The organism is Ignavibacteriales bacterium (genome assembly GCA_020635255.1).
In the GTDB taxonomy this organism is placed as follows: domain Bacteria; phylum Bacteroidota; class Ignavibacteria; order Tepidaquicellales; family Tepidaquicellaceae; genus JAEYVS01.
This window is the reverse complement of sequence record JACKAC010000001.1, coordinates 1,415,016-1,429,593: the sequence shown is the minus strand read 5'-3', so window position 1 is coordinate 1,429,593 and position 14,578 is coordinate 1,415,016. Positions and strand designations below refer to the sequence as shown.

10 protein-coding genes are annotated in these 14,578 nt (G+C 40.3%); all 10 read right to left on the bottom strand.

What is annotated here, in order from left to right; translation table 11 throughout:
- Positions 1 to 20: 20 nt before the first annotated feature.
- A complete protein-coding gene (locus H6614_06440) occupies positions 21 to 3,053 on the bottom strand; it encodes a hypothetical protein (GenBank protein ID MCB9243293.1) in 3,033 nt (1,010 codons plus the stop codon).
- Between the two features lie 79 nt (positions 3,054 to 3,132).
- Complete coding sequence (porV, locus tag H6614_06435; GenBank protein MCB9243292.1) at positions 3,133 to 4,266, bottom strand: type IX secretion system outer membrane channel protein PorV; 1,134 nt, start codon at positions 4,264 to 4,266, stop codon at positions 3,133 to 3,135.
- A gap of 33 nt (positions 4,267 to 4,299) precedes the next feature.
- Positions 4,300 to 8,403: a type IX secretion system sortase PorU gene (gene porU, locus H6614_06430; GenBank protein ID MCB9243291.1), complete on the bottom strand. Its 4,104-nt coding sequence runs from the start codon at positions 8,401 to 8,403 to the stop codon at positions 4,300 to 4,302.
- 290 nt (positions 8,404 to 8,693) lie between these two features.
- A complete protein-coding gene (gene rnc / locus H6614_06425) occupies positions 8,694 to 9,518 on the bottom strand; it encodes a ribonuclease III (protein MCB9243290.1) in 825 nt (274 codons plus the stop codon).
- A 24-nt stretch (positions 9,519 to 9,542) separates the two neighbouring features.
- Positions 9,543 to 10,790, bottom strand: a complete 1,248-nt coding sequence (fabF, locus tag H6614_06420) for a beta-ketoacyl-ACP synthase II (GenBank protein MCB9243289.1) — start codon at positions 10,788 to 10,790, stop codon at positions 9,543 to 9,545.
- A 24-nt stretch (positions 10,791 to 10,814) separates the two neighbouring features.
- The gene (locus H6614_06415; protein ID MCB9243288.1) at positions 10,815 to 11,072 is read right to left on the bottom strand and encodes an acyl carrier protein; all 258 of its coding nucleotides are present in this window, start codon (positions 11,070 to 11,072) and stop codon (positions 10,815 to 10,817) included.
- Positions 11,073 to 11,199: 127 nt separating this feature from the next.
- Positions 11,200 to 12,276, bottom strand: a complete 1,077-nt coding sequence (locus H6614_06410; GenBank protein ID MCB9243287.1) for an MCE family protein — start codon at positions 12,274 to 12,276, stop codon at positions 11,200 to 11,202.
- Between the two features lie 16 nt (positions 12,277 to 12,292).
- Positions 12,293 to 13,108 (bottom strand): ATP-binding cassette domain-containing protein, encoded by an 816-nt coding sequence (locus H6614_06405; protein MCB9243286.1) that lies wholly within the window; start codon positions 13,106 to 13,108, stop codon positions 12,293 to 12,295.
- Positions 13,105 to 13,824: an ABC transporter permease gene (locus H6614_06400; protein MCB9243285.1), complete on the bottom strand. Its 720-nt coding sequence runs from the start codon at positions 13,822 to 13,824 to the stop codon at positions 13,105 to 13,107. The genes H6614_06405 and H6614_06400 overlap by 4 nt, the downstream gene beginning before the upstream one ends.
- Positions 13,825 to 13,916: 92 nt before the next feature.
- Positions 13,917 to 14,576 carry a hypothetical protein gene (locus H6614_06395; protein MCB9243284.1) on the bottom strand — a complete coding sequence of 220 codons (660 nt, stop codon included), beginning with the start codon at positions 14,574 to 14,576 and terminating at the stop codon, positions 13,917 to 13,919.
- Between the last annotated feature and the right edge of the window lie 2 nt (positions 14,577 to 14,578).

The window sequence follows — 14,578 nt, the reverse complement described above, 5'->3', positions numbered from 1 at the left end:
TCGCTTGTAGTGAAAGGAGCTTATTTTACTACTGCTATTTTTATTATTTGTGTTTCTTTAGAACCGTCAACCTCTGCTTCTATGACACCATAGTAAACGCCGCTCTGGACATTGGTTACGTCCCATATTACCTCGTTCTCGGCATTAGAGAAGGAAGTGGCATTGAGGGAAGTGACCTGTTCGCCGGAGAGGTCGAGTATTTTTATACTAACCGTACCAGCGGCTCCATTTATGTAGTAACGAATGTAGGTTGTATTATCATAAACCGGGTTAGGCCAGTTATAAACTTTGTCTTTAGGAAGCTTTCCCGCATAAACCGGCGGATTATTGATGGATATAAAGTTCTTATTGCCAAGATATTGGTCGTGAAGGTAATTCTTCCAGAGCATATTATTAGCAGAATAAGAGTACTGTGTTTTGAATCCGTACAGGTATCCATCTCCGCTGAAGATATAAATTCCAACAACACCGTTAAGATTTGCCAGCGCGGGAGTAGAAAGGGAGTTAGGACCAACAAGAACAGGGAATCCAGTTACAATATTTCCGTTAGTGCTGTACGCGTACAAATTACCGTCCGATGATGCGAATACCAGATCAAAAACGCCATCGCTATTTATATCACCAACCGAGACTCCCGACGTGATGGTTTTGTTGAAATTAACTGGGAAATTATCGAGCAGTACACCTTGCGAATTGAGAGCATACACCGATCCATTCGACACAAGAATAATCTCCTGCTTACCGTCTTTGTTTAAGTCTGCAAGGACGGGAGAATTATTTATAGTTGTAATTCCGTAACTTTGAGTAATAACCTTGCCATTGAGCAAGATCTTATTTGACCTGTCAATAATTAATGTATCAACTGAGGTTGTCGAGAGAATATTTCCCGTCGTTAAGTATTTATATGTTGTGTCAATTAATATGAAATCATTCATATTCGGACTCGAAAACTCGACTATCGGATTTGTCGATGGAGTAAGGTTTTGTACTCCACCCGCAGGAGTGTATTTTGATACGGTACCATTCCTAAATCCGACTACTGCCTCAGGACCTGTGCTGTTGATATGTACCGGGGGACATGTAGCGACTCTTCCGGTGTTAAATGTTTGAGTCTGAATCATATTGGCATCAAAGAACGCAACCTGGCTGTCATTAACGACAAAAATCTGGTTATCAAAACTAAGCGGAATAAACTTTCCATAATTCGGGATAATGAGTCCGTCCGGAGTGCTGTTGTAACCTGTTCCGTCGGCATTGAATCCAAAAACCCTGTTGTTGTTATTAATGAAAACTCTGTCTACGCCATTGGCAGTGATGTCTATCGGTACGGGCTGTGAATTAACGGTCGAGTCTATACCGAGCATTCTAGGGAAATTAGCCACAGGGCTGATATTCGAATTTCCAATGGAAAGACCGAAGCTCATTATACCCGCTGTGGATGTAAAATTCGTAAAGAAGATGTTATTATTTGCCAGTGAATAGCTCAGTGTATTAGGGAATGTCGTAGGTGTGAACTCATTCAAATAAATAGTCGAAGGCACGCCGTGATCGCCATTGTACCAATAATCATAGTATGTACCGTCACCCACTATTTCACCGAACGGGGAGGAGAAGACAACGCCTATAGTCTGCGCTCCTTTGGCTTCCATGAGAGCAACACCTCTGTGGTCAATATTTGTATTAACCGAATTAGATGAAAGATTCGCGTCTATCACATTTTCGTCTATGTGCCAGATGAGTATTCCACCTTTTAAACTGGCTGTATCGTTAATTAAACCCGGTAAACTCCAGTCGGGTGTTTTAACATCGACTATATTACCGCTAACAGCTGTGATGTCGAAATAATTAAAATTGTCCGTATCCTGGAGGAATGTCATAGAATCATTAAATGCTCTATTCCGCATGTGAACGACCTGTCCAGTACCACTTTCATCACGATTACGGTTCTCGACAAGAAAATACTCTTTACTGCTAATCAAAACTTTATAGATCGTCGAGTCGGAATAAAAGCCGGACGAAGAATTTTTAACGCGAAGACTATTAAATGCTCCGCTGGAGATTGTGATCGGTTCCTGCCATCCGAGGTATATTTTAGACCAGGCGCACGGCTCAGGCGGGAATATCCCGTTGAAGCTAAATATACTCTGACCGTCCATAAGTCCGAACCTTCCAATAGCAGTACGTCCTGTGCTGGTATTAAAAAGGTCGGGGAGTCCAAGATAACTGCCAAAGCTTGCACTGAATATACCGTTTAAGCCGAGTTCGAGTAAGAAATTTCCACTGATAAGATTCAATTCACGTAATTCAGTCGAAGGAATGATCATCGAGTTCTGGATCTTAAAACCGTCATTAGTCTGGATGCCGGTGTAATTGCTTCCATAGAATTCCTGCAGGTTGTTTAGACCGAGATAAACGGTCGGCAGATCATAGGGAGTCGGGTCGAATCCAAGTATGGATGAGATGTCAACATCACGTCCAACCCCTGCATGGAAGATGACGAATGCGGTATTATTTTCATTGTAACCGGAGAAATTCACAAAGCTGTCTGCGATAGTCCACGCATCGGTGAAAAGGTCACCCAGCCTGTAAAGATTTTCGTTTGCTCTCGGTGAATACTCTTCCATTTTTTTAGGGAGAGTGATCACTTTGCCGTAAAGCTCATACTGAACAATGCACTGTCCATTGGATACCTTATAGAAATAGTTCTGTAAGAACTTAAGGTGGTCAATGAAATATGCGCTGTCATATGGCGGAGCATCGATCACAGTGTCCTTTTGTGTAGAAGGATCGTAGTACTTATTAGAAAGATCAAAATGACCATCACCGGTAGTAAGCCCGGAATTGTCTTCTTGAAACTGTGCCAGGATAGCGACGATCTTGAAAGTATCGGGAACGCCGTCGTATTGTGCCGGGGAAAAGAAAGAAGATCTGTCCAATCCGGTCCGGAGCTTGTGAGAAAGCTTAGGGACAAAATTATCCGTACTTTGCGCAAATAAAATTTGGTTTGCCGAAAAAACGATCAGCAAACCAAATAAAACTCTTCTGAATATCATTAATTCCGGGATTTCTATTATAAATTACAGTTCAAGCAGTAAAAGGGAAGGGCTTTATGCAAGCCCTTCCATATAAATCTTATTTGAAATTAACACTTAAACCAAACCTGAGGGTATTAGCCAGCGGATGGTTTTCTTCAAGAGCGTCGATGTAGCTGAAATCGAAACCGTATAGGCTGTACCTGATACCTGCTCCGAGCGTGATGAACTTTCTGTTACCGTATGAAGGATCTTCATAGAAGTAACCTGCTCTAAGCGCGATCAGTTTTGGGTTTCCGTACCAATATTCGGCTCCAATCGATGTCTGAATAGATGATAAAACATCACCACTCCATGAGGTAAATAACGCTTCATAGAAAGGATCTGATTGGAAATCACCGTTATCATCTTTGTATCTGTGCACAAGAAGTTTTGCGAAATCGGTTGTCAAAGTTAAGCTGTTACCTTCGTTCTTAAATACTTCGTAAGCCAGTCCGAGCCTTATCTGTGTGGGAATAGGGTCGGCCTGGTCAGCATCAACATAAGAGATCTTTGGACCGAGGTTTGAAAGATTAAGACCGATCGAGAACCTGTCTTTGAGGAACTTAGGACCTTTTGTAGGTCTGTACATTCCAGCTATATCAAAGCTCATTGTGAAAGCAGTACCGCTTCCTTGCTCACCACCAACTGTGTGAGGCGAAAGTCTGCTGTAAATGAACCTTGTTGTAATGCCCATACCAAAATCTTTAGAAAGCTTTGTGGCGTAGCCAAGAGCGAATGCAAGCTCATAAGCTTTATAGTTTTTGGATTCGTCGAGTCTTCCTGCTTCATCAGTGAAAATAATTTCACCGATATTAAGATAGGTAAGGCTGGCGCCAACCGTTCCGTTGATGGATTTTATGTCCTTTTTAGCAGCAATATAATCGTAGAAAAGATCACCTATATTCAATCCAGCAAGCCATGGTGAGTGAGTAAAGTCTATCTCAGTACCGGGTCCCTGAAATGCCAATCCAGCCGGATTCCAGTGCATAGCGGTAGCATCATCAGCTACAGCAGTACCAGTTTCACCCATGCCTGAAAACCTGGAGTTTGGCCCGATCAGAAGAAATGGGACACCAGTGGATATTACATTTGAGTTTTCATCCTGAGCATATACATCATTTCCTTTAGCGGCAAACAAAGCCACTATTGCCAGCAAGAGGTATACTGCTCGTTTTTTGTTACTTTTCAACATCTAAGATAAGCTCCTATTTAAGTAAGAAAAATATTATTTTAATTTAGCAATTTTACCGGTTGAAGTTTCATTGAACGTACCGTCTTGTGTTTTTACTATAAGACGGTATATATAAGTTCCATTTGCAATATTGTCGCCATCATCATCACGTCCGTCCCAATCAATTTTGACGAATTTATCTGTTACATTGCTTTGAGTCAATTCTTTAATAAGTCTTCCGCTTACGGTATAAATCTTGATCTTTACATCCAGAGGCTGGTCGAGATTTTGGTTGAAGAGGAAGCTTGTATTATCCGTCATCGGGTTCGGGTAGTTATAAACATTCTCAATAACCAGCTGGCTATTATCCATCACTTTAAAATCTACGGATGATACGGAGTAATTATTGTAAGTGTCCCAAGCTTTGATCTTCAGGTTATAATCACCCGAAGCAAGATTTTGCAGGGGGTACTCCAATGAGCCGTATTGATAGCCGCTTGTTGCATTATAATATGATGTCAGGTCTATTTTATTGTTCTCATTGTTATTAATTATTGCCTCTATTTTGTGTCCTATCGTACCTGTAAGGTTCATTCCATTTTGATCGAAGAAGTCAGCGATGAGGGTCGAATTCTGATTTATAACATCACCGGTTCTAAAATTACGGTCGCCCATAAATATCGATATTTGCGGACCTGTTGTATCGGCCACGGCAAGGGAATCAATACCATTTAGTACAAACCTATCGGTATAACCCGAACCGTCGGTATTGCTGTTTTGGAAATAACCAATAAGTTTACCGCTTCCATTTCTATAAGATATGTCCTTTGGGACTACAAATTCGAGATTCCACAGACCATTAGTAACGCTTGCATTACCGGCAAATATCAGACCTCCGTCTAATCTAAATGTAAACGGAAAACCAAAATCATACACAGTTATATACCTGCTTACGTCGAATATCTTAATAAATACTTCACCGTTATAATCATTCCAGAAAGTAGAGTCAGGGCGAAGTACGCTTCCCGAGATCTTCACTTTCTGCAAGGCTTTTAAAATGGCTGTATCAGAACCCGGTGTTCCGTTTATGCTGTCTATCCTTGTAAAATACTGCGGGATGGCAATCCTCAATGTAGGATCGCAAAGCAGAACGTATTTTGTGTCGTTATCACTTACGCTGGAAAAGGACTGCTTTGTATTGTACATAGCTCTTCCTATCCTGATGGGCAGGTTAAGCGTATCTTTTTTCCATGCAAAATTATTCCAGAATGTGTTGTTAAATACAGCATTCTGTGAAGCGTATACGGGTCTTACGGCAGCAATGACACCAATAGCGCCTTTATTAGGCAGATTGGTTAACTCTTCCGCCGCGCTGGGGAAGAACGGATCATCGTATCTTGCCAGGTCACAGCTTGCTATGGTAACAAGCGGGTAACGTTTGCTATTATTAAGCTGGGGTATCGATACCTGTCTTTCGAATATCTGTTCGTGAGCCCATAGGTCAGCGCTTCCGTGCCCGGTGTAATTAACAACAAGCCTTCCTTCGTTCCATCCTCTTACGATGTCAATGTTTGCCTGAGGTTTCCTTCTACCCTGGGCAGTTATTACCGTAGGATAGTTAACAATGTATATTTTTTCCTTTTCAAAGTCCTGCGGAGTATAAAACTCGGCTACCATTTCACATTGCCCGGTATGGAGTGAGCCTTCACCGCCCGGATTGCTGGTAGTCCAGCCGTCATCCGCAACGTACATTATTTTCTTCTTCCACAGACCGTTATTTTCCGGGTTTTCATACTTCTCTATCTTGTCTATGTAGTTATTTGCATCGGTCAATGAGTTGGCACATATTCTTCCAACACCAAAATCCGGTTTTACAGCCTGAACAAGGGAAGCAGTATCGTTGATATTAGTTACGAAGTCATCACTCGGGAAACTATTTATCTCGTTAATCGTGATGTCTGATTTTTGCATAGAAGGAAGATAATTCTTCGTTTGCAGATTGTAGATATTTCTAAAATCATAGCTTCCATCACCCAAGAACATTACATAGACAGGTCTTTCACTCCAATTGTAATATGCTCTTTTTAGAAAGCTTCTCACAGCAAGAGGATCCATAACACCCGCCGAAAACTCATTATATATCTGATCGATATCAACGATCATTGTCTTTAGGTAACTGGGACCCGGTTTTTCCCTCATTGCTTTTAATCTCTGCGCAGCCGGGATAAATTCTTTATCGGTAATGATTATAAAACTTGCACCGTCGGTTATTCCATGAAGGTTCTGGTTAGGTACCTTGGATGAAATCGAAAGGGGAGCCTTATAATTATTTGATCCGCCAACAAGACAATAAGTTCTGGGTGTTCCCTGTGTCTGGTTGGACTGGAATTTTACTGTTCCATTGCTGTTCGACAGAGGAGTAATAAGATCTATATTAAATTCGTCAGTTAGGTCATATATTCTCACATCCGGTGAAGTAAATGTCGATACAGTGTATTCATATGTGCCTGTAGTATCCTTAGCGTGGAAGAATAAAGTATTATTGTCAACGCTTGAAAACGTTCTCGGATACTTAAACTCTACAAAGTCATAATAGCCAACAACATTTGACGGATTTAGATTTGATGGAAGAGAGATCCTCAGCGTGAAGTTTTCTGAGTTAGGAGTAAGCTGAAATCTCTTATCCACAAGATTAATGTGCGAAAAATCTCCGGAGTATCCAAAAACGTCAGTAATGCTATTATATCCCGAACTCGATTCGGAGAACTCAAAATATGCAGTAGTGAAATATGTACCGTTGCCATACTTTGAGTAGATCTCCATCGGTACACCAGGAGCGTATCCTTTTAACGATTTGTTAAAAGTAAAACTTTCACCAGGACCTATTCTCTGGCTAAACCATATCGTTCCTGTCGAACCGAGGTTATTTACTTCCGGATCCTCGAATGATATGTCATAGAAGTACGGTTCCGATAAAGGGTTTGCCTGATTGGGAGAATTAACCGGATTCATTCTCAGTCCGTTAGAACCGCCAAACGTGATCCAATAGTAATTGGATTTTGTATAGGGGTTCATATAATGATAGTATGGTGAAACAGATGGTTCAGATTCAGAGTAGGTCCAGTCGCTCTGGCTTCTTCCAAAGAATACCACATAATCTCCATCATCAAAAACACCATCATCCTGTCCTACAACAAGAATCCTATTCTCGATCAGATCTGTGGCAACCGGGATAGCATTGCTGAACGGAATTTCCCTTCCGCTGTTGCCGTATATCTTTATTGTTCTCGGATCGATACCGGAAACATTTATTCCGGCATTTTGCAGGGCGTTTTTGTCCAGTTTATACATGCCGGTTTCTTTTACTTCTATTTTGTAGAAGTCACCGGATTGCAACACGCTATTTGCCGGACCGTTATCAAGCGGGTTATTAAAGTCAGGAGTCGACCAGTTGATAGCAACACTTGAATTAATTGCGAGGTCGCGATAGTATAAATTCTCCTCGAAGCTTTGTTGCTTATTTGTATAAATAGGGCTACTGCCAAAAGTCACTCTAAACTTAATGTATGAATATCTTCGTAGGGTTTTTGTAGCCGGGTTGTATAGAACCGGGCTTATTATAGCGTTTGAAATATATTTATTGCGGAACATAGTCACAGGTTCGAGCGAACCGGCATCGACAGGGTAAAAACTATTCGAAGAGTATGCTTTGTCATCTTTCTTTAACTCAAAGTCGGTCTGCATGTTGTCCTTTGACTTTACCGGGGTAGGAATAGGGGGTAAGTCAAAGTTTTGTGTGTCTTCGTATTTATAGTCGATGATCTCGATCCTGTTATTCATAGGACCCGGTAAAAATAACGGGAAGCTTCTGAATCTTGCATCGGGATAACCTTGTTTTGAGTCTCTGGATGTAGCGCCAATAAAATCGAATGCACCTGTATAAATAGGTGTGTATTCAATTTCAATAGCGGAGCTGGACGATGAGATCACTTTGAAGTCATCCCCCGGCTTGATATTTTCGTCGATGTAAGTATCCGGTCTCTTTTCAGATTCCGTACTTACAGGTTGTTTATCGTTAAGGCTTCTATCCTGTGAAAAGGACAGGCTAGCAGCAGTAAAAAGTAATATTGAGATAGTTAATATTTTGGCTGAATTCATTGTCAGTCTTTGTTTTCTTTACCCAATAAAATGTATATTATCCCAATAAAGTTCTAATTTATTAAACAAATTTTCACCTATAAAAAAACCACTTATTAAAGCTTAATGCGGTCAAACCTTAATAAATGGCTTTAGTTAAGTATGTGTTCATTATTGTAATAATAAATTAAAAATCGTCGAAATTTCTCCTATGTTTCTCCTTGTTTAGTTAATTAATCCGATACAAATATATCGGTAAAGGGTACTAATGTCAAGCCTAAACTATAACAAATTAGTATATTAATTGGGTGTTATTTTTGCTTTTTCTTCTTTAATTCGGAAGGTTCGATCCTATCAAGATTTTCCATGGCGTTTTTGGCAGCCATTTGTTCAGCCTGCTTTTTGGACTTACCCTGACCTACTCCCAGGCTGGTCCTATTCAGGTAAACCTCGACAGTGAAGAGCTTATTATGTTCGGGTCCCTCTTCTTTAATAACTGAATATTCAGGAACATATTCTGTATTTGCCTGCGCGTATTCTAAAAATCTGCTTTTGTGATTTTCGTCGAATTCATCCAGCCATTTTATATCCAGCTTAACGAAGATCTCCTGATTGAGGAATTCTTTAGCGGCTTCATAACCTGAATCGAGAAAGATAGCTCCAATGATAGCCTCATAAGCATCAGCCAGGATTGCGTCGTATCCTTCCTGAATGGATTTTAAGGCAGTGTATGAAGCGAGTATGTAGTCCTGAAGATGGATCTTTTTGGCTCTCTCAGCGAGGAATCTTTTATTGACGAGAATCGATCTGAATTTCGTAAGGTCGCCTTCCTCGTTCATGGGGAAGTTCTTATAAAGGAATTCCGCTACAACAAGATCAAGTACTGCGTCACCGAGAAATTCAAGCCGTTCGTTTGAGATAAGTCCCGCTCGAATATGTTCTTTTTTAATGTTTACAAATGAGCGGTGAGTAAGAGCGGTTATAAAGAACTCTTTATTGTTAATAGAGTAGTGGATAGTCTTTTGGAACTTTTGGAAATCTATCTTTTTTGCGGTGCGTGCATAAACGGAATCCCTCTGGTCAGGTTTTTTAAAACCGGGGAGGAGCCTTTTTATACTTTTAAGGAATTTGAACATAATTTAGCTCGCGATCAAGCGTCGTTACTCTTCGTATTTTTTGAATATGATAGATGTATTATGTCCGCCGAAACCGGAATTATCCGAGAGTACGGTTTTTACATCCATATCCCTTGCTCCCTCGGTTACATAATCCAGGTCGCATTCGGGATCTTTTTCTTCGTAGTTAATTGTTGGGGGAACCTTACTGTCTTTGATAGTCAAAATAGAAGTTATTGCTTCAATAGCTCCGGCTGCTCCGAGGAGGTGACCAATCATAGATTTTACAGAATGAACAGGGATCTTATATGCTCTATCACCAAAGACGCGTTTTACAGCCATTGTCTCGTTTTTGTCGTTGTAGTATGTAGATGTTCCGTGCGCGTTTACAACGTCAATGTCATTCACTGTTAGATCCGAATCCTTTAAGGAGGCAATCATAGCATTAGCAAAACCTTCTCCTTCAGGAGCCGGCTCGGTAATATGGTAAGCGTCAGCGCTCATACCTATACCTGCTATTTCAGCATATATGGTTGCTCCTCTTTTTTTAGCTGACTCCAGCTCTTCGAGGATTAGAGTTGCACCGCCTTCACCCATAACGAATCCATCCCTGTTTTTATCGAAAGGCCGTGATGCCTTTTTAGGATCATCGTTTCTGGTTGAAAGGGCTTTCATTGCATTGAAACCGCCAACGCCCATAGGACAGATAACTGCTTCAGCGCCACCGGTAACCATCATATCAGCCATGCCTCTCTGTATTATCATTACAGAATCAATTATAGAGTGGGCGGAAGTAGTACATGCGGAAGTAGTCGCATAGTTAGGACCTTTTAATCCGTATTGCATCGAAATCCTGCCGGCGGCAATATCAGCTATAAGCATTGGGATAAAGAACGGGCTTATCCTGTCGGGATTGCCGTCTCTTTTGTAGAGATTATTCTGCTGTTTATCGTAAGTCCACATACCGCCGATACCAGAACCGTAGACAACACCAACGCGATTTTTATCGAACTGTTCGAAATCGACGCCGGAATCTTTTACTGCCATTTCTGTTGCTGCGAGCGCATACTGTGTGAACGGATCCGTACGCTGTGAAAGTTTTCTATCCATAAAATTTAACGGATCGAAATTTTTCAACTCGGCGGCAAACTTTGTGTCAAATTCAGTGGTATCGAAATACGTAATGAGGTCAACACCGCTTTGACCTGCTGTGAGATTTTTCCAGAAGTCCTGCAGGTTCAAGCCGATAGGACTTACAACACCTAATCCTGTGACAACAACTCTTTTTCTCATGTAATGGTTTAGTTAGAAAGGGAATTAAGCACCGTCACCGCTGGATAATTTGTTTTCAATATAACTAACAGCATCACCGACGGTTTGAATTGATTCAGCATCTTCGTCAGGAATCTTAATATCAAATTCTTCTTCAAATTTCATAACCAGCTCAACTGTATCCAATGAATCAGCCCCGAGATCATTGATGAAAGAAGCTTCAGGTGTTACTTTTGATTCTTCTACACCCAATTTATCGACAATTGCCTGTTTGACTTTAGCTTCTATTTCAGCATTTGACATAATGGTTCTCCTTAATGTTTTATAATTTAAATATTTAAGTTTGTTTTAGATTTTATGAATTTCGTAAAAATAAAGATATTAACTAAAATTATAAAGTGCTATTTGAATCAGAAAATTTTGCATGAATTTACTTCTTTTTAGTGCTATCAACACCTTCTGTTTCCTGATTTATCTTATCTTTAATTTTATTTAGTGCGTTTTCGAGCTCTTTTAATTGCTTTTCCTTTTGCTCTACTTCAAATTCCCTTTGTCTGAGCATCGATTCCTTCAATTCCATTTTTTGTTCAAAATCATTCATGTCCCAGTAGCCCAGGTCTTCAAAGTATCCTTTGAAAAGGAAATTATGTTTAAGAGCTTCCATATTTTGGTAAAAGCCTAGCGATCCCTGTTCGAGATTATAAGTAGTGGCATTTGTATTTTCTATAATGCCCTTTATATCATTAGCAAAAGCGGTATCGGTCAATAAAGTACCAACAAGACTCTGGCTTGAATTAAGTTTATTTGTTATGTCCTCTATATCACCAGTAATATTTCTAAGGCTGGTAGAGAACGTTGTAAATTCCGTTGAAACCTGGTCGATCGTTCCCGAGACTTTGGTAATAATATTATTAATCTTACCTGTTATTGAAGCATAACTATTCATAAGCGAATCAACATTGTTATAGAGACTTTCGTTATTGATAAGCTGTCCAAGAGTTCCCTTACCCTGATTTACTTTGTCGACGATATCAGCAATATCTTGTGCAATCTCCTCAGCATGTTTGGATGATGCATTCAGGTTCTCAATAACGTCATTGATCTCAACGGGTTCCTGTGATGGGAGGAAGTCACCGTCTTCAATATCCTTTGCACTCACTGTTCCCTGTGATATCTGCACTATTTTGTTTCCGACCAAACCGTCCGAGGCGATAATAACCTGTGAATCTTTTTTGATGAACTTTGTAACACTGCTTTTTACACGAAGACCTACGGTAACTTTATCAACCCCCGTTATGTTAACGCTTTCGACGGTTCCAACGTCAATACCTGAATATCTGACACTTGCACCTTCACCGAGTCCGCTTACAGTTTTAAAATCGGAATACACAATAATATTATCACCGAATAGGTTCTGCTGGTTTCCGATATAAAATATAGCAAATATAAATGCGGCTAATCCTGCGATCACAAAGAATCCGAGTTTGATAAACTTTGACTTTTCCATAACGTTTTATTAATGGTTAATAAAATTCGAAGAACCCTTTTACGAATTCATCATCCGATTTTTCGAGTTCATCAAAAGTACCTTCTTTAAAGAACGTCCCGTCCTTTAATATTTTGATCCTTGAAGATACTATTTTTGCGCATGGCATATCATGTGTTACAACGATAGATGTTACATCGAATTTTTCCTGCATTTTCACAATAAGTTCGCTTATTTCTTTTGATGTAGCAGGATCCAGTCCTGTTGTCGGTTCATCGTATAATATTATCTCCGGGCTTAAAATGAGCGTTCTTGCGAGCGCTATCCGTTTAAGCATACCTCCGGATAATTCCGAAGGCATTTTGTCTATAGCATCCAGCAGGCTTACCTCTCTAAGTACATTCTCAGCTTTCTCTTCCATCTCAGCTTCGCTTATTTTATCCGGCTGTCTTTCGAGAGGGAATTTAAGATTTTCTCTTACTGTCATAGAATCGTATAACGCCCCACCCTGGAACAGGAAGCCCATTCGCTGACGGACTTTTTCGAGCTGGCTTCTATTCATTCCCGTTATTTCTTCCTGGAAAGCATATACTTCACCAAAATCGGGTTTTAGTAGACCAATGATGCATTTTAAAATAACAGACTTACCAGTACCGGACTTACCTAATATAGAGATAGTTTCTTTTTTCTTGACAGCAAGGTGAATATCTTTTAATACCTGCTTACTGCCGAATGATTTTTGGATATCTTCAAGAAAAAGAATACTGTTTTCTTTCGTAAGCTTTTTTGGGTCAACCGGATCAGGGGGCGCCAATTTAAGGTCTTTATCATTTTGGTCGAGCTTATCCGTCATAGTAGTATTGAGGTTATCTGAACATTAATCATATCTATTATAATAATAGCCAGTGACGAAATGACAACAGCAGTATTTGCCGCGATTCCAACGCTTTCTGTTCCGCGATCCGCATTATATCCTTCGTAGCATCCTATTACACCAACAGCAAAACCAAAAAAGAATGTCTTTATGACAGATGGTAAAAGGTCCGAGAAATCTACGCTGGACAGTGATGACTGTATGAAAACCTGAAACGACATTCCGCCAGCCAATGTATTAACCGCGATAAATCCTCCCATAAGGGCAATAGTATCAGCATATATCACCAGAAGGGGAAGCATTATTGTGGTGGCTGCTACACGAGTAACGACGAGATAGTTATAGGGATTCGTTCCGGATATTTCCATAGCGTCTATCTGCTCAGTAACTTTCATGGAGCCAAGTTCCGCACCTATACTCGAGCCCACCTTACCGGCAAAAATCAGAGATGTGATCACCGGTCCGATCTCCAATATCACAGCGAGTGCTACCATAGAAGGAACAAGCGACTCTGCTCCGAAATCTGCCAGGGTAGGAATAGATTGTAGAGTTAATGTTAACCCTATGATGAAACCGGTTATACTTGTTAATCCGATAGATTTATATCCTATCTCAAAGCATTGACGAAGGAATTCTTTTGTTTCGTAAGGGGGCTTGATAAGTTCATAAAAGAATCTGAACCCGAACAGCACCATTGCCCATGACTTATAAAAGAGGTTTTGCAATGATAGAGGAAGATATTCCTCAAGAAAAGATTTATTTGTCGCTGATCCAGCCAAAGTGTAAGTTAATGCTTTCGTCTAATGTTTAGATCGATGAACGGGTTAGCGAGACCGATTATAACCCCGAACGAAAGATCGAAAATGTTATTCCTGTTTTTTGTAGGTATAACTGTGTAACGTGCTTTTACATGTGGAAAAATAAGCATTTTGTCATTCCTGATCGAGAAACCATAAGCTGCCTGCCCAAAGAATCCATCACTGTCGAAATCCGTAAAGTAGCCTCCGCCGAGGGATAATGCTCCGGTTGTTTGAAGCAAGTTGGAAGGTTCGATGTCCTTTGTCAGTATGTCATAATTTCCCGAAAATCGCAACTGGCTCTTATTGAGTGATCTGAAAATAAACGAATATTCAGCGCCGAGCCTGTATTGTCCAAAATCACCAAATCCTAGAGAAAGCTCCTTTGTCATTCCTACGGCGAGACCGTCTTCTACTAATAGCATGGGATTTAATAAATATAAGAAGATAACTATACCCAATGCAAGCGGGAGAGTGGAATTTTCCGGTTTTAGCGAAGGCGCATTTTCGGTATCAAGTTTAAGCAGTTTCAGCTCAGGCTGATTTTTTAAAAAGACAACAGAAGAATCCACGCTTTGAGCGTAAGACTGAACTGTAAAGGTCATAAGTAGGATAAAAAATATAACGATATTTCTAATGACCTTCTTCATGT

Bases quoted from the DNA above. Each gene is read 5' to 3' on its own strand.
- H6614_06440 (MCB9243293.1), bottom strand. From the start codon at position 3,053: ATGATATTCAGAAGAGTTTTATTTGGTTTGCTGATCGTTTTTTCGGCA.
- porV (MCB9243292.1), bottom strand. From the start codon at position 4,266: ATGTTGAAAAGTAACAAAAAACGAGCAGTATACCTCTTGCTGGCAATA.
- porU (MCB9243291.1), bottom strand. From the start codon at position 8,403: ATGAATTCAGCCAAAATATTAACTATCTCAATATTACTTTTTACTGCT.
- rnc (MCB9243290.1), bottom strand. From the start codon at position 9,518: ATGTTCAAATTCCTTAAAAGTATAAAAAGGCTCCTCCCCGGTTTTAAA.
- fabF (MCB9243289.1), bottom strand. From the start codon at position 10,790: ATGAGAAAAAGAGTTGTTGTCACAGGATTAGGTGTTGTAAGTCCTATC.
- H6614_06415 (MCB9243288.1), bottom strand. From the start codon at position 11,072: ATGTCAAATGCTGAAATAGAAGCTAAAGTCAAACAGGCAATTGTCGAT.
- H6614_06410 (MCB9243287.1), bottom strand. From the start codon at position 12,276: ATGGAAAAGTCAAAGTTTATCAAACTCGGATTCTTTGTGATCGCAGGA.
- H6614_06405 (MCB9243286.1), bottom strand. From the start codon at position 13,108: ATGACGGATAAGCTCGACCAAAATGATAAAGACCTTAAATTGGCGCCC.
- H6614_06400 (MCB9243285.1), bottom strand. From the start codon at position 13,824: ATGGTGCTGTTCGGGTTCAGATTCTTTTATGAACTTATCAAGCCCCCT.
- H6614_06395 (MCB9243284.1), bottom strand. From the start codon at position 14,576: ATGAAGAAGGTCATTAGAAATATCGTTATATTTTTTATCCTACTTATG.